Here is a 26,517-nt window from a genome sequence, read left to right as displayed (position 1 = left end):
GGACGGCCGCGACGGTAGCGCAAGCGTGACCTCCCGCCTGTCCGGAACGCTCTATCATGCGCCGGCAATTTCAGGGAGGGCACCACGGTGCGACTGACAGCGAAAGACTTTCCGCAGGAGCTGCTCGAGCTCTACGACTTCTATGCTCACGGGCGGATCACCAAGCGTGAATTCCTCGACAGGGCGGGCAAGTTCGCGGTCGGAGGCATGACGGCCGCAACGCTTCTCGGCATGCTCAGCCCGGATTATGCCCTGGCCCAGCAGGTCGCCTTCACCGATCCCGACATCGTTGCGGAATATATCACCTATCCCTCCCCCAACGGGCACGGTGAGGTGCGCGGCTATCTGGTGCGACCGTCGAAGGCCACGGGCCCGGTGCCGGGGGTGGTCGTGGTGCACGAGAACCGCGGCCTCAATCCCTATATCGAGGATGTTGCGCGCCGGCTGGCCAAGGAAGGTTTCGTGGCGCTCGCGCCCGACGGGCTGACGTCTGTCGGCGGCTATCCCGGCAACGACGAGAAGGGGCGCGAACTGCAGCGCCAGGTCGACCCGATGAAGCTGATGAACGACTTCTTCGCGGCGATCGAATTCCTGGACGACAACGAGCTGACCACCGACAAGGTCGGCGTCATCGGCTTCTGCTACGGAGGGGGCGTGTCGAACGCGGCCGCCGTGGCCTATCCGGAGCTCGCGGCGGCGGTCCCCTTCTACGGCCGGCAGGCCCCGGTGGAGGATGTGCCCAAGATCAACGCGCCGCTTCTGCTGCACTTCGCCGAGCACGACGACAATGTCAACGCCGGCTGGCCGGCCTACGAGGCGGCGCTGAAGCAGCACGGCAAGACCTATGAAGCGCATGTCTATCCGGGCACCAACCACGGATTTCACAACGATTCGACGCCGCGCTACGACGAAGCGGCGGCCAAGCTCGCGTGGGAGCGCACCATCGACTGGTTCAAGCGTCACCTGAACTGAGCCCCGCCCCGGCGCCCGTCTTCCGGCTCGGGCGCCGGGGCGCGCCGTCACTTCACGCCGGGGGTGCCGTCGAACTTCTTCTCGAGCTGGTGCCAGACCTCGATGTAGTCCTGCTGCATCGGCGCCTCTTTCGCGGCGAATTCCGTCAGATGCTGCGGAAAGCGGGTCTCGAACATGAAGCTCATGGTCTCGTCCAACTTCTCGGGCTTCAATTCGGCATTCGAGGCGCCCTCGAAGGCGTTGCGATCCGGCCCGTGCGGCAGCATGCAGTTGTGCAGGCTCATGCCGCCCGGCGCGAAGCCCTGGGGCTTGGCGTCGTAGATGCCGTAGATGTTGCCCATCAGCTCGGACATGATGTTCTTGTGATACCAGGGCGGGCGGAAGCTGTGCTCGGCCACCATCCAGCGTTCGCGGAACAGCACGAAGTCGATATTGGCCGTTCCCTCCTGCCCCGAAGGCGCCGTCAGCACGGTGAAGATCGACGGGTCCGGATGGTCGAACAGGATGGCGCCGACCGGGCTGTAGGTGCGCAGGTCGTATTTGCAGGGACAGTAGTTGCCGTGCCACGCGACCACGTCGAGCGGTGAATGGTCGATCCAGGTCTCGTGGAAGCGGCCGCACCACTTGATGATGACCCGCGAGCGCACCTCGCGGTCCTCGAAGGCGGCGACGGGCGTCTTGAAATCACGCGGGTTCGCGAGGCAGTTGGCGCCGATCGGGCCGCGGCCCGGCAGGTCGAACTTCTGGCCGTAGTTCTCGCACACGAAGCCGCGCGCCGGCCCCTCCAGCACCTCGACGCGATAGACGAGGCCGCGCGGGATGATGGCGATCTCCTTCGGCTCAATGTCGATGACGCCGAGCTCGGTGCAGAAGCGCAGCCGGCCCTCCTGGGGCACGATCAGGAGCTCGCTGTCGGCCGAGAAGAAGTACTCATCCTGCATCGAGCGCGTGACGAGGTAGATGTGGCTCGCCATGCCGACCTGGGTGTTCACGTCGCCCGCCGTGGTCATCGTGCGCATGCCGGTGATCCAGGTCAGGTCCTCGTCCGCAGCGGGCAGCGGCACCGGATCCCAGCGATACTGACCGAGGCTGATGACCTCGGGCAGGACGTTCGGCGCGGTCTTCCAGTAAGGCACCGAAATCGCGGCGAAGGCGCCGGTGTGGCGGACGGAGGGGCGGATGCGATAGCACCAGGTCCGCTCGTTCTGGCCGCGCGGCGCGGTGAAGGCTGTGCCGGAGAGCTGCTCGGCATAAAGGCCGTAATTGCATTTCTGCGGCGAGTTCTGCCCCTGCGGCAGCGCGCCGGGCAGCGCCTCGGTCTCGAAGTCGTTGCCGAAGCCGGGCATGTAGCCCTCGTGCGTGCCGGTGGTGATCGTGGCCCGCACCATGCCGCGCGGCAGCTCATGCTTCGTCATCGTCGCTCCTCCTGTGCGGAACATGTTCGTTGCAGTTACAACGAATTATCGTTGCTGATGCAACGATGTCAACGCCCTTCCTGGCCGACCCGTGTTTTTGTTGTCGACGCAACGAATCTCTGCTCATCTTCCGTGAAAGAGGAGCAGCGCATGTCGTTCGATCTGGAGGGATTTCTGCCCTACCGCCTGTCGGTCGCGGCCGCCCAGGTCAGCCGCCGCTTCGCCGCGCTGTATGGCGCCGAGGCGGGGCTGACCATCCCGGAGTGGCGGGTGCTGGCGCATCTGAACCGCTCGGGCGCGGTCAGCGTGCGCGACATCAATGTGAAGGTGAATCTCGACAAGTCGATCGTCAGCCGGGCCGCATCGCGCCTCGAACAGGCCGGCCTCGTGCGCAAGTCCGGCCACGCCGGCGACGGCCGCCTGATCGCGCTGGAACTGACCCCGGACGGGCAGGAGCTGATGGGCCGCCTCGGCCGGATCGCCGAGGCGTTCCAGGCCGAACTCCTCGCCGAACTCGGCCCCGAGGCGGCGGGACTGGACAGGGCCCTCGACCGCCTGATCGCGCGCGGCGGCTGACCCTCATTCCTCGCGGGGCGATTGCCCCGGGCGCGGGAAACTGGCGCCGCGGCCCCGTTCGGGCTCCGTCACCGCGGCGATCGCCTGGTCCAGCGCGGTGATGCCCTGCTCGAGCGCGGCGCGATCGCGGGCAGGCATGGCATTGAGGATCTCCTGCGCGCGGGCCTCGACCCCGCCGAAGGCCCGCTGGAACAGATCCCGCCCCGCATCGGTGATGGCGTAATTGCGCAGCCGCCGGTCCGACCCCAGCACCTCGCGCGTGATCAGCCCCTTCTCTTCCAGCCGCGAGGCGGCGCGGCTGACCTGCACCTTGCCGAGCGACGTGCGCTGCGACAGCTGCAGCGAATCGAGCACCCCGGCGTCCTCCAGGAGGAAGAGCAGCCGCCATTCCTCGCGCGAGAGCCCGTGCTCACGGCCGTAGACGGCGGCGAGCTGGCGCGAGAAGGCCTCGGCGACGACCGCAAGGCGATAGGGAAAGAAGAGCTCGATGCGCATGAGGACCGCCGGAAGAGACAGACAGTTCGGATGGTAGGGATGCTTGGCGCCTTGACCGAAATCAACCGCCCTGCCCCGGGTCAGGTGACGAGATAGAGCGACAGCACCGGCAGGCCGATGATCAGCGCCAGGCGGACGATGTCGGCCATCCAGAAGACGTAGACCCCGCGGAAGATGGTGCGTAGCGGCACGTCGGGCAGCACCGAGCGCAGGACGAAGACATTCATGCCGATCGGGGGCGTGATGAGGCTGATCTCGGTCACCACGACGACGATGATGGCGAACCAGATCAGGACGGCGTCCGGGTCCTGCAGGATGGCGAGCCCGAAATCGAGCTCCGAGACGAGCGGATAGAAGACCGGCACCGTGAGCAGGATCATCGACAGGCTTTCGAGGAAGCAGCCGAGGACGATGTAGATCAGCACGATGGCGAGCAGCACCGCCCAGGGTGACAGGCCCAGATTCTCGACCATGGCCGACAGGCTGCCGGGCAGGCCCGCGAAGGTCACGAAATTGCTGAAGATCTCGGCCCCGATGATGATGGCGAAGATCATCGCCGAGGCGGTGGCGCTGTCGAGAAACGCCCGCCATAGCGCGGCACGGGTCAGCCCGCCGGTCGCAAAGGCGATCACCAGCGCGGCGGCGGCGCCCATGCCGGCGGCCTCGATGGGCGTGAAGAGCCCGCCATAGATGCCCGTCATGATGAAGGCGAAGAGCGCCAGCACCGCGGCGACGCTGATCGCATCGCGCCGTGTCATCGGATGCACCTCGCGCACCGGCGGCGCCTGTTCCGGGTTGAGCCGCACCGCGACCATCACGGCGAGCAGGTGGCCGACGATGCCGACGACGCCAGGGATGATGCCCGCGAGGAACAGCTTGCCGATATCGGCCTCGGTCAGGAGGCCGAAGATGATCAGCACGACCGAGGGCGGGATCAGGATGCCGAGCGTGCCGCCCGCTGCGATGGCACCGGTCGCCAGGCTGTCGGCATAGCCGAAGCGGCGCATCGACGGCATCGTCACCTTGGACATCGTCGCCGCTGTGGCGAGGGACGACCCGCAGACCGCCGAAAAGCCGCCGCAGGACAGGACCGTGGCCATGGCGAGCCCGCCGCGCATCCGCCCGAAGACCCGGTCCGCGGCGGAGAACAGGCCCTGGGCGATGCCCGATCCAGCCAGCACGTTGCCCATGAAGATGAACAGCGGCACCACGGACAGCGAATAGTTGAGCCCGGTCTCGAAGACCGCGTTGCCGACCATGGCGCCCGCCGGGCCCCAGCCGCGCAGCAGCGCGAAGCCGACGCCCCCGACGAGGGCCATCGCGAAGGCAATGGGAATGCGCGCGAAGACCAAGACGAGCAGGATGGCGAAGGCGATCAGGGAAATGGTCATGGCTCCTCCCGCCGCAAGACCATGACGAGGGCCGAGACCGCGCAGCTCGCCGCCGCCAGGAAGGCGAGCGGCGCCATCGGCAGGGCCAGCGAGGCGCTGCGCGTGCCCCCGCGCAGCTGGTCCAAGCCGATCTCGATCAGCCGCCAGGCGAAATAGACGAGCACTACCGCCGAGACGAGACCGGCAAGCCGGCCCAGCAGGCGCTGGAAGCCACGCGGGAAGAGATGCAGCGCGAGGTCCACCTCGACATGGCCGCCGTCGGCGCTGGTCAGCGGCAGCGCCATGAAGACGAGCGCCGCGAGCAGCATCTGCGTCAGCTCATAGGCGCCGCCGAAAGGCCGGTTCAGCAGATAGCGGCCGATCACGTCGACGCAGGTGACGCCGATCAGCATCATGATCAGCAGCGCCGCGATGCCCGCCAGCAGGCGATACCAGCCCGCCTGCCGATGCTGGCTCCGCCCCGGGATCATGTCCGGGGGCGGATCACCGGCCATGGGTCCGGAACGGCTCATTCGCTCCCGACCCCGGTCATCTGGCGGAATTCGGCCAGGGCGGCGGCGCCGTCATAGTCGTTGCCGAGGCTGTCCGCCCACGTCTTTTCCAGCCCGGCGGCCGCCTCGCGCAGGGCCGCGACCACCTCGGGGCCGGCCTTGTAGAAGAGCACCTTGTCGCCCACCTTCTCCTTGGCGACGACGTCGGCATTGTTCCATGCCTGACCGACGCGTTCGGCGAAGGCTTCGCCCGAGATCGCATCGATGGCGGCGCGGTCCTTCTCCGACAGGCTGTTCCACTTGCCCTCGTTGATGACGAAGAACCAGGTGGTGTTGTAGATGCCGCCCGGCACGGTCATCGAATATTTGATGTAGTCGACGAGGTTGAAGGCCGTCATCGCCTCATAGGTGAAGGCCACCCCGTCGATCACGCCGCGCGACAGCTTCTCGTAGACCTCCGGCGAGGACATGAAGAGCGGCGTCGCCTTCAGCGACGAGACGAGATCGCCGACATAGCCGCCCGGCACGCGCAGCTTCAGGCCGGCCATGTCGTCCGGCTTCTCGATCTTGCGCTTGTTGTTGTGCAGCAGGCCGGGGCCGTGCATGAAGAGGCCGAGGAGATGCGTGCCCTTGTGCTCGCTTGCCGCATCCAGCTTGCCGCCGTAGATCGTCCAGTAGGCCTTGGAATTGGCGACGGCATCGTCGCCGAGGAAGCTGAACTGCCCCAGGCGCGCGCGCTTGAAGCGGTCGTCCTCGGTGAAGGAATGCAGACCGTAGGTGATGTCGGCGATGCCGTCGCGCGCCATGTCGAAATGCGCCGGCGGGCTGCCGAGCGGCTTGCCCATGATCTTCACGGTCACCCGCCCCCCGGTGACCTTCTCCACCTCCTTGGCCCAGGGCTCGAAGGCGTTGACGACGATGGGATGCTTGGGCGGCAGCCACGATGACATGATGAGCTCTTCCGCCATCAGGGGCGCCGACGACAGGATGAGCCCGGTGAGAGCCAGCTTCAGCGATTTCATGGTTTCTCTCCCTGAATGCCCTTCGTCTCCCGCGAAGGGTTGAAATTGTCCGGATGTGCTTCGGCAAAGGCGGGCACGGCCTCGCAGGCGCGCGCCGCGGCTTGGATGCGGGGCAGATGATCGAAGGCGACGCCCCAGCGCGCCGCGTTGTAGAGCTGCGGGATGAGCACGCAGTCGGCGAGGCCCGGCTGCTCACCGTGGCAGAAGCGGCCGGTGAAGCCCGGATGGTCCAACATCTGCTCGAACGTGGTCAGGCCTTCGGCGATGTTGTCGCGGTTCCAGGCAGCGCGGGCCTCGGCGCTTGCCAGCCGCTCCACCCGGGCCAGCACGGCGAGGTTCGAAACCGGATGGATCTCGCAGGCCACCGCCAGGGCGAGCGCCCGCACATGCGCCCGCGCGCCTGCCTCCCGCGGCAGCAGCGGCGGCTCGGGCCGGGTCTCCTCCAGATATTCGAGGATCGCCAGCGACTGTGTCAGCCGAAGGCCGTCGATCTCCAGCACGGGCACCAGCCCCTGCGGGTTCAGCACCCGATGCGCCGCGCCGTGCTGCACCCCCGCGACCAGATCCACCGGAGCGCGCTCATAGGCGATGCCCTTCAGCGCTAGGGCGATCCGGACCCGAAAGGAGGCGGATGAGCGCCAGTAGTCGTGCAGCAGCACCCGTGCGGCAGCCATCGCCGTCACTCCTGCGCCGGCAGGATGCGGCCCGTGCAGGGGCCGAAACCGATGCGGTAGCCATCGCCGCGAGCGTAGGCGTAGAGGCCGATCTCGTCGCCGTCCTCGATGAAGGTGCGCTCCTCGCCGTTGACCTCGACGGGGTTCTTTCCGCCCTGCGTCATCTCCAGGAGCGCCCCGGTCTCGCCGATGGTCGGGCCGGAGATCGTGCCCGAGCCGATGAGGTCCCCCACCCGCATCGGACAGCCCGATACCGTGTGATGCGCCAGTTGCTGGGCGCTCGAATAGTACATGACGTTGTAGTTCGTCCGCCCCATCGTCTGGCCGTTCATGATCCAGCCGACGATGAGGTCATAGAAGCCGGGACGCTCCTCCCGCAGATAGGGCAACAGCGGGGCCACCCGTTCGGCCCCCTGGCAGCGGAACGGTTCGAGCGCAGCCTGGGTCACCACCCAGGCGCCGATCGTGGTCCCGAGCGCCTTCGACTGGAAAGGGCCGAGGGGCTGGTATTCCCAGGCCTGGATGTCGCGGGCGGACCAGTCGTTCAGCAGCACATAGCCGAAGATCATCGCCTCGGCCTCCTCGACGCTGACACGCTCGCCCATGTGGCTGTCGACGCCGACGATGGCGCCGAGCTCCAGCTCGAGATCCAGCCGCCGGCAGCGGCTCCAGACCGGCCCGTCCTCTCCCCTGACCTGTCCCATCGGCCGCCGGATCGGCGTGCCCGAGACCACGACCGAGGACGCCCGCCCGTTGTAGCCGATCGGCATGTGCGTCCATTGCGGCGGCAGCGCATTCTCGGGCCCGCGGAACAGCACGCCCACGTTGAAGGCGTGGTTCTTCGAGGCATAGAAATCGGTGAACTCGGTCACCCGGATCGGCAGGTGCATCCGGGCCCCCGCCATGGGGACGAGCGGCAGGCTCTCGTCGCCGCCTTCGGCGAGGAGCTCCGTCAGTCTGGCGCGCACCTCGTCCCACTTGCCGCGCCCGAGCGCGATGAACTCGTTCAACTGCGGCTGCGCAAAGGTGCCGCCGGCCTCGATAAGCCCCCGCGCCTCGCACGCCGCCAGATCGACGATCATGTCGCCGATGGCGACACCGCAGCGCGGCGCCCCGCCCTGCGTGGAAAACACGCCATAGGGCAGGTTCTGAATGGGAAAATCGCAATCGTCCGCGTTCGCAGCCGGCACCCAGCTGCGCAACGGCTTCCCGGCCATCGGCATCGTATCTCCCCGGTCTGTCTGCGCTCGCAGGCACGCCTCGGCGGCGCGGCGGCAGATCGTCGTGGTGCGACTCTCCTACCTCATTTTTCGTTTCAATTGCAACAACACTCTTTCCGAGGCGCGGTGACAAGCCGCAACGATGGAGCGGGCGAAAATGCATAACTACTTGAAAAACCTGGCGATCCGCGCCCGCAGGAAATCGTGCGGGTGACCGCCACCGCCGCCTTCCGGTGCCTTGACGCGAGCGCCGTGCCTTCACCCCATGACGGCGGCGAGCAGGTCATTCGCCTTCGATACGCCGAGCTTCTGATAGGCGCGCTGGCGATAGGTCAGCACCGTCCCGACCCCCAGCCCCAGCTCCTCGCCGATCTCGCGAGCCGTCCGGCCGGCGAGCGTGCGGGCGCAGACCTCGCGCTCGCGCGGGGTCAGCCTGCGATGGGCTTCGGCCAGGCGGCGCTCCACCTGCTGCACGAGCGGAGCACCCTCGGCGCGCTGTCGCATCAGGCGTGTCAGTCCGGTGATGGCGACCTGCGCCAGCGCGCCGAGCTGCGCCATGTCCACCTCGGCCCCTGTCCGGCGCAGGTAGAAGTTCACCACGAGGCTGTGCGCGGGCGCGCGCCAGCCGAAGCAGATCTTCTCCGAGAAGCGCGGGCGCTCGAAACAGAGCTTGCGGTAGGTGCCGAGCGCGATCGCAGCGGCGGGAATGCGGCAGACGAAGCCGGTTCCCTGGCGTGCCGCGAGGCGCGCGGAAACGGCGGGGTCGCTGCGATGAAAGCGTCGCGCATAGGCCCCCGCCCGCTCGGGTGCTTCGGCCAGCTCGCTGGACAAGGCCAGCGTCTCGGGCGCACCCTCGCCGACGCGAAAGGCGAAGAGCTCCTCGATCCCGGCGACCGTCTGCGCGGCCTCGAGCAGGCGGTCCGAAAACACCGCCGGGTCGCGCGCATCGAGCAAGGCCGCGGCGCGGTCCGGGTCGATCAAGCCGGCCGAAGACATGGGTCCCTTCTCCTCCCTCGCCGTCGCAAGGCGCCGGTCGCTGTCGTCAGACCTAATGACATACAGCCCAAGATCGTTTCATTAGAAATTATTTCGAAGACATTCCAGCCGGAAGCATGGAAGAGGAGACAACCATGGGCAAGCCGTTCGCATCCTCGGCCGACACCGCCCGCAAGACCGACACGCTCGAGATTCTCGCCGACGGCGTCTATGCGCTGACTGCCGAGGGCGATCCCAATGTCGGCGCCGTCGAGGGGGAGGATTTCGTCGTCGCCATCGAGTCGCGCGCCACGCCGGCGGCCTCGCGCGACTGGCTGAAGATCCTGCGCGAGCACACGGACAAGCCGGTCCGCTATCTCATCCTCACCCACTATCACGCCGTGCGCGTGCTGGGCGCCAGTGCCTTCGAGGCGCAGGACATCATCATGTCCCGCGCCTCGCGCGACCTGGTGGCCGAGCGCGGCGAAGAGGACTGGAAGAGCGAGTTCGGCCGCATGCCGCGCCTCGCCAAGAATGCCGAAGAGGTGCCCGGCCTGACCTGGCCCACCATCACCTTCGAGAACGAGTACGACATCGAGCTCGGCGGCGGGCGCGGCCAGCTCGAGCTGCGCTTCCTGGGCCGCGGCCATACCGGCGGCGACATCACCGTATGGCATGACAAGACGCGCACGCTCTATGCGGGCGACCTCGTCGAGGCCAAGGCCGCGCTCTACACGGGCGATGCCTATCACTTCGACTGGGTCGGCAAGACGCTCGACAACGTCAAGGCCTACCGGGCCGAGAACCTGATCGGCGGGCGTGGTGCGGTGGCGCGCGGCGTCGCGGAGACCGATGCGGCGGTCGAACAGACCCGCAAGTTCCTGAACGGCATGATCGAGAACGTCGGCCGCGTCCACAAGGCAGGCGGCAGTTTGAAGGAAGCCTTCGAGGCTACCCGCGACGCCCTCGCGCCCGAGTTCGGCTCATGGCCGATCTTCGAGCATTGCCTGCCCTTCGACGTGCAGCGCCTGTGGGACGAATACGACGGCATCGAGCATCCGCGCATCTGGACGGCCGAGCGCGATCGCGAGGTCTGGGCCAAGCTGCAGGGCTGACCGGCGGGTCGGGAGGACATGATGGTGAATCCTCAGGGCATCCCCGTGTACAAGAAGATCGGCGCCACCCCTGCCCCTGCCGTGCCCGAGGACCGCGCCCGCGTCGTCATCGTGGGCGCCGGGCCGGTGGGCCTCGCCATGGCGCTCGACCTCGGCCGCCGTGGGCACCCGGTGACGGTCGTGACTCGGCTCGACTTCATCGCCCATTGCTCCAAGGCGATCTGCTTCTCCAAGCGCTCGCTGGACATTCTCGACCGCCTCGGCGTGGGCGACCCGGTCGTCGAAAAGGGCGTGACCTGGAATGTCGGCAAGGTCTTCTGGGGCGCGGGCGATACCCCCGTCTACCAGTTCGACATGCTGCCGGTGAAGGGCCAGAAGCGTCCCGGCTTCATCAACATCCAGCAATATTACCTCGAGGAATATCTGCTCGACGGTCTCCGCGTCCTGCCCAATGTCGAGATCCGCTGGGGCCACACGGTCGAGGGCGTCACGCCCGCGAACGACGGTGTCGCGCTGGAGATCGCGACCGCCGGCGGCCGCTACAGGCTCCGGACGGAATGGCTGATCGCCTGCGACGGCTCGCGCTCGACCGTGCGCGATCGGTTGGGGCTCGATTTCGAGGGTCGCGTCTTCGAGGACAACTTCCTGATCGCCGACATCCGGATGAAGAACCGCGAGATGCCTTGCGAGCGCTGGTTCTGGTTCGATCCGCCCTTCAATCCCGGCAAGTCGGCGTTGATGCACCGCCAACCCGACGACGTCTGGCGGCTCGACTTCCAGCTCGGCTGGAACATCGATCGCGAGGCGGCCATCCGCCCCGAGAACGTGGAGCCCTATATCCGCGCCATGCTGGGCGAGGACGTCGCCTTCGAGCGCGAATGGTACAGCGTCTACACCTTCCAGTGCCGCCGCATGGCGCGCTTCGTTCACGCCCGGACCATCTTCGCCGGGGATGCGGCGCATCTCGTCTCGCCCTTCGGGGCCCGGGGCTGCAACGGCGGCTTCGCCGACATCGACAACCTCGGCTGGAAGCTCGATCTCGTCCTGCGCGGCGAGGCCGGCGAGGATCTGATCGAGACCTATAATGAGGAGGCGATCGTCACGGCGGACGAGAACATCCTGAACTCGACCCGCTCGACCGATTTCCTGACGCCGAAGTCGACGGCGAGCCAGGCGTTGCGCGATGCGGTGCTGGAACTGGCGCATGACCATGCCTTCGCCCGGCCCTTCGTGAACTCGGGCCGGCTGTCCACACCGGTGAGCTATCCCGCGAGCCGGCTCTCGATCCCGGACGAGGACGACTGGGCCGGCGGCGTGCCCCCCGGCAGCCCGGTGCTGGACGCCCCGCACGGCGACGGCTGGCTGCTGGATCAGCTGGGCAACGACTTCGTGCTGCTGACCCGCGGCGGGCGGGGCGAGGTGCCGGCCGGGCTGCGCGTCATTTCCGTCGCGGGCGTGGCCGCGGACCGCCTGTCGCTGGAGGAAGGCGGCGCCTGCCTGGTGCGTCCCGACCAATATGTCGCCGCGCGCTGGAAACGGCCGGATGCGGTGAAGATCGCAGCGGCTCTCGCTCGTGCCAAGGGTGGCGAGGCGGATATGGGAGGCGAGGCAGATATGCGAGGAGAGACATGGCGCAACTGATCACCACCCCCAACCTGTCCAGCCCCGACGACATCTACGAGCGGCTCGTCCGCCTGCACGACGGCTTGAGCGAGGCCGAAAGCCTGAAGGTCTGGTCGCGGCTGGTCCTGACGCTGGTCAACCATATCGGCGATGCCGAGGTCATCGGCGAGGCCATTGCCGTCAGCCGCCCTGCCGGTGACCCGAAGGCCGGGCGGCAGGCCTCGGACGACGCTCCCGCCGTCGGCGGCGCTGTGTAGCCAGAGGCAAGCCGTGTCGCGGCGGCAGGGCGTGGCATGCCCTACCCTGTCACGCGCGTGGTGCTGCGCCGATCTGCTCGCGAATGGACGGCTCGTCCCACTCGCCCCAGCGGTCGACGACCTGCCCCTCCCGCACCCGGATGATCTCGATGCCGGAGAAGCCTACAAGGCGCCCCGTCGGCTCCGCGTCGAGGAACCGGCCGTGCATATGGCCGGTCGCCGACCAGCGTATGGTCACCAGCCCCTTCGATACGTCGACGGCAAGCAAATCGATGTCCGCGTGAAAATCCGGGAAGGCTGCATAGAGATCGCGAATCCCCTGCAGCAATCCCTCGCGATCCGCCGCGCGTCCAGCGGCACTGTGGTCGATGAAATGAGGCGCATGCAGATCGCCGAAGGACGCAAGCGATCCGCCCTGCCAGAACTGCATCCAGCGCTGCGCAATATCTTCGAGCGACATTCGATCCATGTTGGTGATGCCTCCAAATGTGATCCACAGCCACCGAATCTCGCACAGGCCGCACGCCTGTTCTTCGTGAACCAGCCCTGGACCTCGCCATTGCCAGTGCCGCGCGCACCGACGTTTGCGGCATAGTCGGGCCCGGCGCGGTGGCGAGGCAACAGGCGGCTTTGCGCAGCACAGGATCGTCCTACCCGAACCGCCGATCGCATAACCTGCCTGTCTGCCCTCGATCACGGCGGGGGAGCGGTGTTCGTGACGATCCGGGCTGGACCGCAGGCGGGTCCGTGCGCTACGCCGGGCGCGGGAAACGCTTCGCCGCCGGTGGACGACAGGGCTCGACTTGCAACATCCGATTCAGCATCCCGCGCGGCTCGTGCCGCTCGCCTTCCTGCTCGCCATCCTCGTCGGCACCCTGCTGCTGATGCTGCCGCTGTCCCACCCCGGCGACACGGGGGCGCCGTTCCTGACGGCGCTGTTCACCGCCACCTCCGCCATCTGCGTCACCGGCCTCATCGTCCAGGACACGCCGACCTATTGGTCGCCCTTCGGCCAGGCCGTCATCCTCCTCCTGATCCAGGTCGGCGGCTTCGGGATCATGACCAGCGCCTCGCTGCTCGGCCTGTTGGTCACCCGCAGGCTGGGGCTCACCCGCCGCATCATCGCCCAGGCGGAGACGAAGAGCCTGACGCTCGGCGACGTCGCCGGCGTCCTGCGCCTCATCTTCATCGTGACCATCTCGGTCGAGCTCCTCGTGACCGCCGTCCTCACGCTGCGCCTCCACTATGGCTACGGCGCGCCCTGGAGCGAGGCCCTGTGGCACGGGCTCTTCCAGGCCGTCTCGGCCTTCAACAACGCGGGCTTCTCGACCTATTCCGACAGCCTCTCCGGCTTCGCCGCGGATGCGCTTTTCCTCGTCCCGATCATGGCGGCGGTCGTCATCGGCGGGCTCGGCTTTCCCGTGCTGTTCGAGCTGTGGCGCGGCCTGCGGCAGCCGGCCCGCTGGTCGATCCACACGAAGATCACGATCTTCGGCACGGCCCTTCTGCTTCTCGTCGGCCTCGTGGCCGTCGTCGGATACGAGTGGAACAATCCGGCGACCCTCGGCCCCTTCGCCTGGCCGGAGAAGCTCCTCAATGCCGCCAGCCATTCGGTCATGACCCGCACCGCGGGGTTCAACAGCATCGATGTGGGCAGCATGCGCCTCGAGACGCTGACGGTTACATTCGCCCTCATGCTGATCGGCGGCGGCAGCGCCGGAACGGCCGGGGGCATCAAGGTGACGACCTTCTTCCTGCTCGGCTTCGTTGTCTGGGCGGAAGTGCGCGGGCAGAACGACACGACCGCCTTCCGCCGGCGCATCGGCACCCATGTCCAGCGCCAGGCTCTCACGGTCGTGCTGCTGGCGACGGCGCTGATCACGCTCGGCATCCTCACGCTGCTCAGCATCACGGATTTTCCGCTGCACGACATCACCTTCGAGGTCATTTCCGCCTTCGCGACGGTCGGCCTGTCCACCGGCATCACCGGCGACCTGCCGGCGGCGGGACAGCTCGTCGTCATCGTCCTGATGTTCGTCGGCCGCGTCGGCACGATCACGCTCGCGAGCGCCCTTGCGCTGCAGGAGCGGCATGTTCCCTTCCGCTATCCAGAGGAGCGCCCAATCGTTGGCTAAGAGCAGCACCTCCCACGACAACGGCGTCGTCGTGATCGGCCTCGGGCGCTTCGGCAGCGCCGTCGCCCAGTCGCTCATCCACCTCGGGCACGACGTGCTCGGCATCGACGAGAGTGCGGAGCTCGTCCAAAGCTGGGCGAGCCGGCTTACGCTCGTCGTCGAGGCCGACAGCAGCAATACCGATGCCCTGCGCCGCCTCGGCGTGCAGGACTACGCCCATGCGGTCGTCGGCATCGGCAGCGACATCGAGGCGAGCGTCCTCACGGTCCTCGCGCTGTCGGAACTCGGCGTGCCGGACATCTGGGCAAAGGCCGTGAACGCCCGGCACGGCCGCATCCTGGAGCGAACCGGGGCGCACCATGTCGTCTATCCGGAAGCCGCGATGGGCGAACGGGTGGCTCATCTCGTCACCGGCAAGATGATCGACTTCATCGAATTCGACGACGGCTTCGCCATCGCCAAGACGAAAGCCCCGCGCGAGGCCGCGGGCAAGACGCTGGCAGAGGCCGCCATCCGCAGCAAATACGGCGTGACCATCGTCGGCGTGAAGCGTCCACGGACCGACTTCACCTATGCCACGCCGGAAACCACCGTCGAGACCGGGGACCTGCTCATCGTCTCCGGGCCGACGAAGCTCGTGGAGAAATTCGCGTCCATCGGCTGAGGCACGAGGGCCCGTGAGCCTGCGCGGCACGCGGCCGACGCCCGGCAAACGGGCTTGCCGCGCCGCGCCGCAGTGTCTATGCACGCACCGTCGAGGCTGCCGACGCAGCCGCCATTTGCCCTAGAGACGAACGAGCCGATGCAAGCCGCGCCTGCCCTGCCGGCAGTTCCGTTCGCCGCCCGGCACGCCACGAGGCAGCATGACCGTTTCGAACGAGGATGAACTCGACAAGCTGCGGGAGATCGGCCGCATCGTCGCCAACACGCTCGAGGCGATGGGGGCGGCCATCGAGCCCGGCATGACGACGGCGGAGCTCGATGCGATCGGTCGCGGGCTTCTGCAACGGGCGGGCGCCCGCCCTGCGCCGGAGCTGTGCTACGGCTTTCCCGGCGCGACCTGCATCAGCGTCAACGAGGAGATCGCCCACGGCATCCCCGGGCAGCGCCGGATCGCGGCCGGCGACCTCGTCAATATCGATGTTTCCGCCGAGAAGGACGGCATCTTCGCCGACACGGGCGCATCCTTCCCCGTGCCACCGGCCTCGAAAGCGCTGGAACGCCTGTGCCGGGACGGGCGGCGCGCCATGTGGGCAGGCATCCGGCAGGTGGGCGCCGACAGGCCGCTTGCGGGCATCGGGCAGGCGATCGGTGAATTCGCGCGCAAGAACCGCTACACGCTCGTGCGGAACCTCGCCAGCCACGGCGTGGGCCGGTCCCTGCACGAAGAGCCGACGGAGGTCGCCACCTGGCCCGACCGGTCGGAACGCCGCACGATGACGGAAGGACTGGTGTTCACCGTCGAGCCGTTCCTCTCCATGGGGGCGGAATGGGCTGAAGACGGCGACGATCCCTGGACACTGTTCAGCGAGCCGCGCGCGCCGACCGTGCAGTTCGAGCATACCGTCGTCGCGACGCGCAACGGCGCCATGGTCGTGACCCTGCCGGGCTGAGCGACGCCGGCGCGGAGCCGGCGCACCGCGCGAACGGACGACGCATCCCGCTCAGGAGCGCGAGACGTCCAGCCGCCCCTCTTCCGCCTTGTAGAAGAACTGGCTGGCGACCAGCCACCCCTTGAGCGGCCGCAACGGCGGGATGCAGGTCAGGAGCATGACCGGCAGCGTCGTCACGAGATGCACCCAGAGCGGCGCGCTGTAGGCGACTTCCAGCCACAGCGCGAAGACGACGCTCGGGATGCAGGCGAAGCACATCACGAAGAAGGCGGGCCCGTCTGCCGGATCGGCGAACGAATAGTCGAGCCCGCAGACCTCGCACTCCCGGCGCAGGGTCAGGAAGCCGTCGAAGAGATGCCCCTGGCCGCAACGCGGGCACAGGCCGCGCAAGCCGGTCTTGTAAGGGGAGATCGGCGGCCACTCGTCCTTGGGAGACATCACTCGTCCTCCGGTCGGCGCCGGGGCCTTTGGAACGGGGCGTGTCGCAGGAAGCCGGCGCAGGCATTGAATGCATTCATTTGCAATTCATACATCGCGTTTGACTGCATATCCATGCGGCAATTTGCCGGCCGGGCAGAGGCATGCCGCCGTTCCGAGCCGCAGCCGTCAGAAGAAGGTGGAGGACAGTTCCGGCGGCCCGGCGAGGGAATGGGCCATGAAGGCCAGCCCCTCGCGCAGGCGCTCGCGGCCGATCGGTCCGCCGAGAGAGACGCGCACGAACTCCCGCGGCGGCCCCGCGACGGTGAAGGCGTCGCTCGCGACGACGCCGATGCCGGTGGCGTGCATGTGCCCGATGAAGGCCGAGCGGCTCCATCCCTCGGGCAGCGGCATCCAGAGATTGAAGCTGAGCGGGTCGGCCCGGAAGGTTCCCGCGGGCAGGATCTCGGCGGCGATCCGTTGCCGGGCCGCCGCCTCGCTGCGGATGAAGGCGAGGATCCCGTCCGCCGTGCCGTCCTCGATCCAGCGCGTGGCGAGCGCCGCCGTCAGGGGCGAGGCCATGACATTGCCGGCGCGCATGGCGCTGACGAAGGGCCAGGCGGCCCTTGCAGCCGGCGCCGCCACATAGGCGAGGCGCAGGCCGGCGCCGATCGCTTTCGACAGCCCGCCGATATGCCAAGTCAGGTCCGGCGCCATCGCCGCCATGGCCTGCGGCGCCTGCTGCGGGATGAAGCCGTAGGCGTCGTCCTCGATGATCGGCACGCGATACCGCTGCGCCACGGCGCAGATCGCCTCGCGCCGCCTGAGCGGGATGGTGAGCGTCGTCGGGTTCTGCAGGGTCGGGTTGAGGTAGAGCGCCTTCGGGCGCAGGCGCTCGCAGGCCTCGGCGAAAGCCTCGGGAATGATGCCCTCGTCATCCGTGGGCAGGCCGGCGAGGTCGAGCCCCAGCTGGGCTGCGATGGAGCGCACGCCGGGATAGGTGATCTCCTCCGACAGGATCCCCTCACCCGGCTTCGCCAGGACGGCGAGGAGGGCAAGGAGCGTCGGATGCGCGCCGGGCGTGATGAAGATGCGCTCGTGCGGACAGGTGAGGCCGCGCCGCGCGAGCCAGGCCGCCGCGGCATCCTTGTCCCTCCCGTCGCCACCGAAGGCCTGGTAGCGCAGCAGCGGGACGAGGCTGGCCGAAACCGCGCTCAATCCCTCGCGCATCCGGGCGAGGAGATCGGGATCGTCAGGCTCGGGCGGCAGGTTCATCGACAGGTCGGCCGCGGTATCGCGATGCGGATCGGACGCATCGCGCCGCAAGGAAGCCCGCCCGGTGCCGCCGGACGGTTCGCGGACGAAGGTGCCACGGCCGACATGCGAGACGACGAGCCCCCGCTTCTGCGCCTCGACATAGCCGCGCGCCACGGTCGTGAAGTCGATCTTCAGGCGGCTCGCCAGCTCCCGCTGCGGCGGCAGGCGGTCGCCCGGCTGCAGGCGCCCGCTCTTCAGGTCACGCGCAATGAGGTCGGCAATGGCCATGTAGCGGGGAGCGCCGCTGCGGGCGAGCTCGGAGGCCCAGTCTTTCATCGGTCGGTCATGCCAGCTGATGCGATCAATTGACTGTACATTGATCGCATCCGCTGTGTCACGCAGAAAGGCCGGATCGGCTGCCGCGCTGATCCCTCAGAACCGCGCCGACAGCCGCGCCGAAAACCCATGGTCCTGGGCGGTGTCGGCGATCTGGCCCTCGTAGGCGATGGAAAGGCGGGCGCTGTCGGAGAGGTGAAGGGCAAAGCCCGCCTCGAGCAGCGCCGCATCGCGCGCGATCGCCGGGCCCGCCACCGTGAACGGCACGCCGCCGGCAAAGACGTTCGTCGCCAGCGCCGCGACATCGCCGAAGGCATGGCGCCAGCCGAGCGTGCCGGTGAGCGTCAGCCGCGCCGTGCTGAGGTCCACCTCGCCCGCCGCCCTCAATCCGAGCGTCGCAAAGCCCGTCTGGGTCGCGCGTCCCGCCCCGGTGAGCGCCGCGCCGGCGGTGCCGAAGTCGCCCGCCTCCGCGAAGGCGTCGGTGTCGACCCCGACATAGGCGAGACCGGCGAAGGGCTCCAGCGCCGCCGGCCCGAGCGCGAAGCGGTAGCCCATCTCGCCGAAGGCCTGCAGCGTGCCGGCGCCATAATCCGCCTGCGGCCGGTCGCCGAGCGAACCGACGCTCACCTGGCGGCGCGTGTCGATGTCGTGCCAGCTGTAGGCGAGACCGGCCCGAAGCCCGAGCTCGCCCGCCCCAAGCGCCCACGCTCCGCCGCCGTAGAGCCCGAGGTGGTAGTTGTCGGCCGAGCCCGACGAAGACCGTCCCGTCACGTCGAAGGCGCTGCGGCTGTAGCCGCCGAGGACGCCGAGGCGCAGGTTGCCGGCGAGCGCCGCATCGGCGCCAAGGAGGAAGCCGCCGAGGGAGCGCGTCAGCTTCGCCGCATTGCCGTCGCCGTCGCTGTGGCCCCAGGAGCCGAAGCCCTGGCCCCACAGCGCAAGGTCCGCGCCCATCGGCGCCGTCGTCACCGGACCACCCCCGGCATAAGCCATCACCGGCAGGGCCGGCGTGCCGGCCCCGGCGAGCGCCGCGCGCAGGCGCTCGTTGGCGGCCTGCCGCACCATGCGGCTGTCCTCGACGAGCACGGTGCGCGCGCTCGCATGCACCTCGCCCGACAGGCTGTCGAAGGCCGCCCCGATCAAGGCCGCATCGTCCGGCAGGCCGGCGACCGCGTCATAGACCGCCTGGCCTGCTCCGAGGCTCTCGGCCCCGCCCGCCGTGGCGATCTGGTTGCGCGTCGTCGCCTTGTCGATGAAGCGCACGTCGTTGCGGGCAAGGGTCAGGTCGACGGTAAAGGCGCCGTAGTCATAGACGAGGTCGGGCGTGAGGAAGGCGAAGTCCGTGGTCACCGCATCGAAGGCGCCGGACAGGCCGGTGCCGGCGGTGAGGATGCGGTAGGTGGCGAAGGGGCGGTAATTGCCGACATAGCCGATGTGGGCGACGGTGCCGCCGTTGATCGTGGCCGTGCCCGAGACGACGACCTCATCGCTTGCCGAGCCGGCCGGGTCGACCTCGACCGCGAAGTGCGACCCGGCCTCGAAGGTGAGGTCGCCGTTGACCGTCAGCGTGCCGATGGAATTGCCCGGCGCCAGCGTCCCGCCCGACGCGATCGTCGTCGTGCCCACCGTCCCCGAGCCGCCGAGCGTCGCGCCGGCGGACACGGTCACGGGTGCTCCAAGAGAGCCATTGGCGGCGATGCTGCCGCTGACGACCTCGACGCCCCCCGAGAAGGCATAGGTTCCGTTCAGCGTCCATCGGCCGCCGGTCACCCGCAGGCTCTCGAAATTCGCGACACTTCCGAGTAGCCCCGCGCCGCTTCCCGTGAGGGTGAGCTCGTCGACGCCGCCGCCGCCGTCGATGGCGCCGTTCACGGCGGCTCCCGCATGGATGGTCAGCTTGTCGTCGAAGGCATCGAAGCTGATGGCCCCGTTGATGACGCTGCCCGCGAAGAGCGTCGCGTCGATCTGTGTCCCGAGGGCCTGGATCGCGGTCGTCGGCGCCGAAACGGTCGCATTCGCGATGCGCAGCACCGCCGGCCCGGCATTGGCATTGAAGAGAATGCCGGCGCCGGCCGCATTCGCACGCCCGGCCTCGATGAGGCCACCGCTGATATCGACCGTGCTCGCCTGGCCCTCGCGCACGGCGATGCCATTGCGCCCCGCCAGGATCTGTCCCCCGGTCTGGGTGATGTCGACGTCGCCTGTGGCAAAGCGCACGATGACCGCATCGAGCGTCTCAGCGGTGATGCTGCCGCTGTTCGTGAGGCTGAAGGTACCGTTCTGATGGCCGAACAGGCCGAGATCCCGCCCGTAGATCGTCCCCGTGTTCGACGCGACGATATTGCCCGTCTGGAACAGGGCGGCGGACACCTGGCCGGCATAGGCGCCGCCCAGGCTTCTGAACGTGCCGCTGTTGGTGAAGGTCGTGCTGGCGTGCGACCAGAGGCCCGTCACGGAATTGGTGACATTGACCGTTCCGGCATTGTCCAGCACGCCGCCGGCGTTGAGATGCAGGCCGAAGCTGCCAGTCGTTTCGATCGTTCCCGAAGCGGAATTGACGATGGATCCCGCAACGCCGGTCGATGCCGAAACGACGCCGCCGAGGATATAGCCGTTGTTGAGGACAGAGCCGCCGCCCTGCAGGGACACCGCCACCGATGGCGCGGCGATGCGGCCGTCATTGACCACGTTGGACGTGCCAGCGGCATCCACCATGATCGCCGTGTCGGTGCTCTCGACGACGCCGGTCGTCCCGACCGATATGTCGCCGCCGTTGCGCAGCCAGATCGCGTAGATCGTCGACCCGCCCGCAACGCTCGACCTGACAAGGCCGTCGACGTTCACGTCCCAGCGCCCGTTCGTCCCGCCCGCCACATAGGGCTGGATGGCGTGATTGCCGCCGAATTCCGTGATGATGGAGCCGGTCGACGTCACGTTGATGGTGCCGGAGGGAAAGGCGAGCGAGGCCGGATTGAACGGCGTCGTCTCGGCCGTCGAGACCGTGAACGTCTGCGCGCCCGCCCCGGTTGCAACGAGCGCCGATGTCGCGACCGTCGACAGGAGCAAGGACACGCGCATGGCGTGGCTGCAACGCAAATTCATCCCCCCAACCCCGAGTTCACAGCATCCCTGCACCGGCGACGCACCGTCCCCACGGCCGCGCCCGTGCCTGTTGCTGATTTTCCTTGCAAGCGGAAACGGCCAGCCGAAGAGCCGCCCGGCCGGCCAAAGAAACGCAACGGAACTCTCAACCCGGCATAGCAGGAATTAGCCGCATTCGCGCGAGCGGAAATGTCCAAACTTTGCATGGAATGCACAGTTTCGGCGGACCGGGAGGCCATGAGGAGAGCCGCGCCGCGCCCCGAAGCGAGCGTTCGCACCCCGAAAGGGCCTGAATTCCCCGCATTCCCACGGTCGCAGGACGCCTTTCCACGCTCGCTTACACGCCGGCTTCCATGTGGAGCCCCGATTGAAAGGGGACCACTCCTCGGGAGCAGGACCCCATGCAGATGCAGCAATCCGTGCCCGGCACCCCCAGCGGCAAGGCCGCTCCGGTGCCGTTGCGTGCCCTCCTGGCCGCGGCCGGCGCAACGACCGCCATGGCCTTCGGCTTCGGCGCCCTCGCGCTGCCGTCGGTCTTCATCCGGCCGCTCGAGGCCGAGTTCGGCTGGTCGCGGGCGGACCTCAGCCTCGCCTATACGCTGTCCACGGTCGGCATGGCGCTGGGCGGACTCTTCTGGGGGCGCCTGTCCGACCGGCTCGACGCCCGCATTCTCCTCGCCTGCGGCTCGGCCGCGATGGTCGCCGCGCTCGGCGCCTTCACCTTCGCGCAGTCGCTCTGGCATCTCTATGCCGCGAGCCTCGTGCTCGGCGGGCTCGGCTTCGCGTGTCTCTACGCGCCCGTGCTGTCGGTCACCGCCCTGTGGTTCGAGCGCCGCCGCGGCCTCGCCATGGGCATCGTCACCGCGGGCGGCGCGCTCGGCCAGGGCGTCATGCCCTACACGGCCAACCTGCTCATCGACAGCGTCGGCTGGCGGCCGGCCTATGCGATTCTCGCCGCAGCGACCCTGGTGGCGCTCGGCCTCCTCATGCCGGCTGTCCGCCGCCCGCCGGTCGCCATGGCTCCGCCGTTACAGGCTGCCGGAACGGGATCAAGCGGCGATGGCCGCCCCTCGCCCGTCCTGCTGCTTGCGGCCGCGGCCTTCCTGTGCTGCGCCTGCATGGGCTTTCCGCTCGTGCACCTCGCCAGCTTCGTCACCGCGGTCTGCGGCTCGTCCGATCTCGGATCGACGAGCCTGCTCGTGGCGATGCTGTTCGGCACCGTCGGGCGCGTCGCCTTCGGCCTCCTCGCCGACCGGATCGGCAACCTGCCCGCCTATGCGACGGCCTCGTTCATGCAGACGGCATGCGTCGCGATCTATCCCCTCCTCGACAACCAGATCAGCCTTCTCGCGCTCTCGGCGGTGTTCGGCTTCGGCTTCGCCGGCAACATGACCTGCCTCATCCTGTGCGTGCGCGAATTCGTCCCGGCCGAGCGCTTCGGCCAGGCCCTCGGCACGGTGATGATGGTGGCCTGGGCCGGGATGGGCGTCGGCGGCTATCTCGGCGGCCTCGCCTACGACGGCTTCGCCAGCTACACGCCCGCCTTCCTCATCGCCTTCGCGGCCGGCGTCGCCAATCTCGGCACCATCGCCATGCTGGCCGCGGGCGCGACGACACGCGGCAAGGCCACCCCGAGCGGCCTCGCGCCGGCCCCGTCGCCGAGCCGTTGAGCCCCCCTTCGACATCGACTCCCCAGACAAGGATGATGGCAATGACATCAGCGCCTTACGAGAGCATCCTCGACACGATCGGCAACACGCCCGTCGTTCGCCTCACCCGCATTCACGAGGGCGGCGGCGCGCTCTTCGCCAAGCTCGAGGCGTTCAATCCGGGCGGCTCGGTCAAGGACCGGCTGGCCTCGGCGGTCATCGCCGAGGCCGAGCGGACCGGCGCGCTGCAGCCGGGCCAGACGGTGGTGGAAGCGACAAGCGGCAACACGGGCATCGGCCTTGCCATGGTCTGTGCCCGCAAGGGCTATCCGCTCGTCATCGTGATGCCGGAGAACGCGAGCCTCGAGCGGCGCAAGCTGATGCGCTTCTTCGGCGCGCGGGTGGTGCTGACGCCGGCGGTCGAGCGCGGCAGCGGCATGCTCGCCAAAGCGATCGAGCTGGCCGAGACGCACGGCTGGTTCCTGTGCCGGCAGTTCGAGACGCCGGTCAATGCCGCCATCCATGCCCGCACGACGGCGCGCGAGATCCTCGACGCCTTCCGCGACCGCCCGCTCGACTACTGGGTCACGGGCACGGGAACCGGCGGCACGCTCGCGGGCGTGGCGAGCGTGCTCCGGCGCGAGCGGCCACAGACGCGCATCGTCGTCTGCGAGCCGGACAATTCCACGCTCCTGTCGAGCGGCATCACACAGAACTTCGACGAGCGCGGCATGCCGACCCGGGCGCACACGCGCTTCCGCCCCCATCCGATGCAGGGCTGGAGCCCGGATTTCATCCCGCAAATCGTCGGCAAGGCGATGGCCGAGGGCCTCGTCGACGAGATCGTGCCCGTCTCCGGCGACAGTGCCCTCGCAGCCGCCCGCCGGCTCGCCACGGACGAAGGCATCCTCGCCGGCATCTCCGGCGGGGCGACGCTCGCCGGCGCCATCGAGGTGGCGCGCCGGGCCGGGCCGGGCCGGAACGTCCTGTGCATGCTGCCCGACACGGGCGAGCGCTATCTGAGCACCATCCTGTTCGACCACATCGCGGAGGACATGTCGCCGGAGGAGGAGGAGATCTCCCATTCGACGCCCGGCTACCGCTTCGACCGGCCACCGTCCTTCGCGGCCTCTCCGGCGACTACCGGCGAGGTCAGCATCGACCCGGCGGCCCATGCCTTCGTCGACGAGGCCATCGGCGATCCCGACCATCCGGTCGTCATGTTCGCCCTGACGTGGTGCGAGTTCTGCTGGAGCATCCGGAAGCTGTTCGACCGCGCCGGCATCGCCTACCGATCGATCGACATCGATGCGCCCGAACGGCAGAGAAACGCCATGGACGGGGAAATCCGCAAGGCGCTGAGGGCGCGCATCGGTTCGCCGACCATCCCGCAGGTCTTCGTCGGCGGTCGGCACGTGGGCGGCTGCTCGGATACGCTCGCCGCCTGGAAGGACGGCTCGCTCAGCGCGCGCCTTGCTGCGGCGGGCATCGGCCACGATCCCGGTGCCTGTCCCGATCCCGACAGCCTCCTGCCGCTATGGGCGCGCGCAAAGGCCTGAGGCGGCGCCCAGGGGCTTGGCGTCCCCTCCGGCGAACCAGGAAAAGGGGAGCGGCCCTCGCCGCTCCCTTTTTTCACGCATTGCGGGCCGCGACCTGAATTCCAACGATTCCGCCTCCCGAGGCCGGCGGGACGTCGCATTTTCCACCCTTGTTCACACGGCGCGTCACACGGCGATGGCCGAGACATGACGACGGCCGCGGCGAGACCCGGCCGCCAGTTCCTCCCCACCCCGGAGCGCGACATGCACACCACGACGCACACCACTGCCATGACGATGGACAAGCCGGCCCGGAAGGAGCCGCCGCCGCCGCGCAACGGCGTCGACACGCCGACGCTGTTCGCCACCATCAATGCCGTGGCCGGGCAGCCGGAACTGGCGCGGTTCCGCTTCCGCGCCCGCAGCCGCTGGGTATCGGGCACGCACAGCGTCAGCACGATGAAGGACTTCTTCGGCGCCGGCGCCGAGCAGTCCCACGCCACCGCCCACGAGGCCCATGGCGACCATCCGGCCGTCCTGTGCGGGGCGGACCAGGGCCCGACGCCCGTCGAATTTCTCCTGAGCGCGCTTGCCGCCTGCCTCATCTCGGGCATCGCCAATATCGCGGCCGCTCGCGGCGTCACGCTGCACAAGGTGGAGGCGACCGTCGAGGGCGACATCGACCTGCGCGGCATCCTCGGCCTGTCGAAGGAGGTCCGCAACGGCTACGAGGGCATCCGCGCGCAGATCACCGTCGCCGGCGACGCGCCGAAGGAAAAGCTCGAGGAGATCGTGGCGCAGGCGCGTGCCCGCTCGGCCGTGTTCGACGTGCTCACCAACGGCGTGCCGGTCACCGTCGGCGTCAGCGCCTGACGCATTCGCGACAAGCACCCTCCCCCTCGCCGGCGCCATTGCCATGGGGCCGGCGATTTTCCGCGGGGCCCGCATCTCATGCGTTACACCGATATCGTCATCATCGGCGCCGGCCAGGCCGGCCTCGCCATGAGCCGCTGCCTGAGCACGCGCGGCATCGACCATGTCGTCCTGGAACGGGGACGTGTCGGCGAACGCTGGCGCAGCGAGCGCTGGGATTCGCTCAGGCTCCTGACGCCGAACTGGATGACACGGCTTCCGGGCGGCGGCTACGACGGGCCGGATCCCGACGGCTTCATGACCATGCCGGAGACGGTGCGGTTTCTGGAGGACTATGCGCTGCGCATCGCAGCGCCCGTCGAAATCGGCGTCGATGTCAGATCCGCACGGCGCGTGGGCGCCGGATACCGCATCGTCACGGACGCGGGGGAATGGGCCGCGCGCGGCCTGGTGATAGCCACCGGCCACTGCGACCTGCCGCGTGTACCCGCCATGGCATCGCGCCTGGCGCGGCATATGGCGCAGGTCGTGCCGCGCGACTATCGCCGAGCCGACCAGCTTCCCGAAGGTGGTGTCCTCGTGCTCGGCGCCTCGGCGAGCGGCATCCAGCTCGCCGAGGAGATCCACGCCTCGGGGCGGCCCGTCACGCTCTCCGTCGGCCATCACACGCGGCTGCCGCGCCGCTACCGCGGGCACGACATCCTGTGGTGGCTCGACCGGCTCGGCAGCCTGCGCAAGGCGAAGGCGGAGATGCACCCGGCGGCCACCCTGCGCGAAGAGCCGTCGCTGCAGCTCGTCGGCAGCCCCGACCATCGCTCGATCGATCTCGCGATCCTGCAGCGCAGGGGTGTGCAGCTCGTGGGACGGGCAACCGGGGCCCGCGGCCGGCGCATGCGCTTTGCCGGCGACCTGTCGCAAACCACGGCCGCGGCGGACCTGCGCCTCATCCGCATCCTGAACAGCATCGACGAAATGGTCGAGAACGGAACCTTCCGCCGGGCGACAGCGCACGAGCCGGCCGAGCCGATCCTGCTTCACGATGGCGGTGCCGAGATCGACCTCGACCGGGCGGGCATAAGGACCGTCGTCTGGGCCACGGGCTACCGGCGCAGCTATCCGTGGCTGCACATGCCGGTTCTCGATGCCCGCGGCGAGATCGTCCACGACGGCGGCATCTGCCCGCTCCCCGGGCTTTACGTGCTCGGCCTCAACTTCATGCGCCGGCGCAACTCGAGCTTCATCGACGGCGTCGGAGCGGATGCCGAGGCGCTTGCCGCGCACATCGCATGCCATCTGGGCGTGCGCCGCCGCACCGCGGCGTGAGGAGAAGAAATCCAACAGTCATACCGCTGAAACCGACGCTCTCTTCAACGG

24 protein-coding genes are annotated in these 26,517 nt (G+C 68.6%); 12 read left to right on the top strand and 12 right to left on the bottom strand.

Features of this window, described 5'->3' with window-relative positions; translation table 11 throughout:
• Positions 1-87 precede the first annotated feature (87 nt).
• A complete protein-coding gene (gene yghX, locus GGR16_RS06200) occupies positions 88-972 on the top strand; it encodes a YghX family hydrolase (protein WP_019403163.1) in 885 nt (294 codons plus the stop codon).
• Between the two features lie 47 nt (positions 973-1,019).
• Here the strand turns inward: yghX and hmgA are convergent, their stop codons facing one another.
• Positions 1,020-2,387: a homogentisate 1,2-dioxygenase gene (hmgA, locus tag GGR16_RS06195; protein ID WP_183316013.1), complete on the bottom strand. Its 1,368-nt coding sequence runs from the start codon at positions 2,385-2,387 to the stop codon at positions 1,020-1,022.
• A gap of 150 nt (positions 2,388-2,537) precedes the next feature.
• On the opposite strand from hmgA, the gene GGR16_RS06190 reads away from it, so the two are divergent.
• Positions 2,538-2,963, top strand: a complete 426-nt coding sequence (locus tag GGR16_RS06190) for a MarR family winged helix-turn-helix transcriptional regulator (RefSeq protein ID WP_183316012.1) — start codon at positions 2,538-2,540, stop codon at positions 2,961-2,963.
• 3 nt (positions 2,964-2,966) lie between these two features.
• Here GGR16_RS06190 and GGR16_RS06185 read toward each other — a convergent pair whose 3' ends face one another.
• The 7 genes from GGR16_RS06185 to GGR16_RS06155 form a co-directional block, all read right to left on the bottom strand.
• Positions 2,967-3,458, bottom strand: coding sequence for a MarR family winged helix-turn-helix transcriptional regulator (locus tag GGR16_RS06185; protein WP_183316011.1), 492 nt, complete (start codon positions 3,456-3,458; stop codon positions 2,967-2,969).
• Positions 3,459-3,538: 80 nt separating this feature from the next.
• Positions 3,539-4,849 (bottom strand): TRAP transporter large permease, encoded by a 1,311-nt coding sequence (locus tag GGR16_RS06180; RefSeq protein WP_183316010.1) that lies wholly within the window; start codon positions 4,847-4,849, stop codon positions 3,539-3,541.
• Complete coding sequence (locus GGR16_RS06175; RefSeq protein WP_246372832.1) at positions 4,846-5,361, bottom strand: TRAP transporter small permease; 516 nt, start codon at positions 5,359-5,361, stop codon at positions 4,846-4,848. The genes GGR16_RS06180 and GGR16_RS06175 overlap by 4 nt, the downstream gene beginning before the upstream one ends.
• On the bottom strand, positions 5,358-6,362 hold the full coding sequence (locus GGR16_RS06170) for a TRAP transporter substrate-binding protein (protein WP_183316009.1): 1,005 nt from the start codon (positions 6,360-6,362) through the stop codon (positions 5,358-5,360). Before GGR16_RS06170 ends, GGR16_RS06175 begins: the two co-directional genes overlap by 4 nt.
• A complete protein-coding gene (gene maiA, locus GGR16_RS06165) occupies positions 6,359-7,036 on the bottom strand; it encodes a maleylacetoacetate isomerase (RefSeq protein WP_183316008.1) in 678 nt (225 codons plus the stop codon). Before maiA ends, GGR16_RS06170 begins: the two co-directional genes overlap by 4 nt.
• A 5-nt stretch (positions 7,037-7,041) precedes the next feature.
• A complete protein-coding gene (fahA, locus tag GGR16_RS06160; RefSeq protein WP_183316007.1) occupies positions 7,042-8,253 on the bottom strand; it encodes a fumarylacetoacetase in 1,212 nt (403 codons plus the stop codon).
• Positions 8,254-8,514: 261 nt separating this feature from the next.
• Entirely contained in the window at positions 8,515-9,252 is a 738-nt protein-coding gene (locus tag GGR16_RS06155; RefSeq protein ID WP_183316006.1) for a LuxR C-terminal-related transcriptional regulator, read from the bottom strand.
• A 134-nt stretch (positions 9,253-9,386) separates the two neighbouring features.
• On the opposite strand from GGR16_RS06155, the gene GGR16_RS06150 reads away from it, so the two are divergent.
• The 3 genes from GGR16_RS06150 to GGR16_RS06140 are packed head-to-tail and all read left to right on the top strand — an operon-like array spanning position 9,387 to position 12,226.
• Positions 9,387-10,346: an MBL fold metallo-hydrolase gene (locus GGR16_RS06150; RefSeq protein ID WP_183316005.1), complete on the top strand. Its 960-nt coding sequence runs from the start codon at positions 9,387-9,389 to the stop codon at positions 10,344-10,346.
• Positions 10,347-10,367: 21 nt separating this feature from the next.
• Positions 10,368-11,987: an FAD-dependent oxidoreductase gene (locus GGR16_RS06145; protein ID WP_183316004.1), complete on the top strand. Its 1,620-nt coding sequence runs from the start codon at positions 10,368-10,370 to the stop codon at positions 11,985-11,987.
• A complete protein-coding gene (locus tag GGR16_RS06140; RefSeq protein WP_183316003.1) occupies positions 11,975-12,226 on the top strand; it encodes a DUF2783 domain-containing protein in 252 nt (83 codons plus the stop codon). The genes GGR16_RS06145 and GGR16_RS06140 overlap by 13 nt, the downstream gene beginning before the upstream one ends.
• Before the next feature lie 49 nt (positions 12,227-12,275).
• On the opposite strand, the gene GGR16_RS06135 is transcribed toward GGR16_RS06140, so the two are convergent.
• A complete protein-coding gene (locus tag GGR16_RS06135; protein WP_183316002.1) occupies positions 12,276-12,686 on the bottom strand; it encodes an ester cyclase in 411 nt (136 codons plus the stop codon).
• 343 nt (positions 12,687-13,029) lie between these two features.
• On the opposite strand from GGR16_RS06135, the gene GGR16_RS06130 reads away from it, so the two are divergent.
• The 3 genes from GGR16_RS06130 to map all read left to right on the top strand — a co-directional run bounded on the left by GGR16_RS06130 (position 13,030) and on the right by map (position 15,974).
• The gene (locus GGR16_RS06130; protein ID WP_183316001.1) at positions 13,030-14,361 is read left to right on the top strand and encodes a TrkH family potassium uptake protein; all 1,332 of its coding nucleotides are present in this window, start codon (positions 13,030-13,032) and stop codon (positions 14,359-14,361) included.
• Positions 14,354-15,025: a potassium channel family protein gene (locus tag GGR16_RS06125; RefSeq protein WP_183316000.1), complete on the top strand. Its 672-nt coding sequence runs from the start codon at positions 14,354-14,356 to the stop codon at positions 15,023-15,025. Before GGR16_RS06130 ends, GGR16_RS06125 begins: the two co-directional genes overlap by 8 nt.
• A 199-nt stretch (positions 15,026-15,224) precedes the next feature.
• Entirely contained in the window at positions 15,225-15,974 is a 750-nt protein-coding gene (gene map, locus GGR16_RS06120; protein WP_019403145.1) for a type I methionyl aminopeptidase, read from the top strand.
• A 51-nt stretch (positions 15,975-16,025) separates the two neighbouring features.
• Here map and GGR16_RS06115 read toward each other — a convergent pair whose 3' ends face one another.
• The 3 genes from GGR16_RS06115 to GGR16_RS06105 form a co-directional block, all read right to left on the bottom strand.
• Positions 16,026-16,412 (bottom strand): DUF983 domain-containing protein, encoded by a 387-nt coding sequence (locus tag GGR16_RS06115; RefSeq protein ID WP_183315999.1) that lies wholly within the window; start codon positions 16,410-16,412, stop codon positions 16,026-16,028.
• Positions 16,413-16,580: 168 nt separating this feature from the next.
• The gene (locus GGR16_RS06110; protein ID WP_183315998.1) at positions 16,581-17,984 is read right to left on the bottom strand and encodes an aminotransferase-like domain-containing protein; all 1,404 of its coding nucleotides are present in this window, start codon (positions 17,982-17,984) and stop codon (positions 16,581-16,583) included.
• A gap of 96 nt (positions 17,985-18,080) precedes the next feature.
• A complete protein-coding gene (locus tag GGR16_RS06105) occupies positions 18,081-21,059 on the bottom strand; it encodes an autotransporter outer membrane beta-barrel domain-containing protein (protein ID WP_183315997.1) in 2,979 nt (992 codons plus the stop codon).
• 425 nt (positions 21,060-21,484) lie between these two features.
• Between GGR16_RS06105 and GGR16_RS06100 the strand changes: the two genes are divergently transcribed.
• The 4 genes from GGR16_RS06100 (at position 21,485) to GGR16_RS06085 (ending at position 26,466) form a co-directional block, all read left to right on the top strand.
• A complete protein-coding gene (locus tag GGR16_RS06100; RefSeq protein ID WP_183315996.1) occupies positions 21,485-22,753 on the top strand; it encodes an MFS transporter in 1,269 nt (422 codons plus the stop codon).
• Positions 22,754-22,794: 41 nt separating this feature from the next.
• Positions 22,795-24,291: a cysteine synthase A gene (cysK, locus tag GGR16_RS06095; protein ID WP_183315995.1), complete on the top strand. Its 1,497-nt coding sequence runs from the start codon at positions 22,795-22,797 to the stop codon at positions 24,289-24,291.
• Between the two features lie 243 nt (positions 24,292-24,534).
• Entirely contained in the window at positions 24,535-25,143 is a 609-nt protein-coding gene (locus GGR16_RS06090; RefSeq protein ID WP_026015303.1) for an OsmC family protein, read from the top strand.
• Between the two features lie 78 nt (positions 25,144-25,221).
• Entirely contained in the window at positions 25,222-26,466 is a 1,245-nt protein-coding gene (locus tag GGR16_RS06085) for an NAD(P)-binding domain-containing protein (RefSeq protein WP_183315994.1), read from the top strand.
• Positions 26,467-26,517 lie beyond the last annotated feature (51 nt).

The organism is Chelatococcus caeni (assembly GCF_014196925.1).
GTDB classification, from domain to species: domain Bacteria; phylum Pseudomonadota; class Alphaproteobacteria; order Rhizobiales; family Beijerinckiaceae; genus Chelatococcus_A; species Chelatococcus_A caeni.
This window is presented reverse-complemented; position numbering and strand designations above follow the sequence as displayed.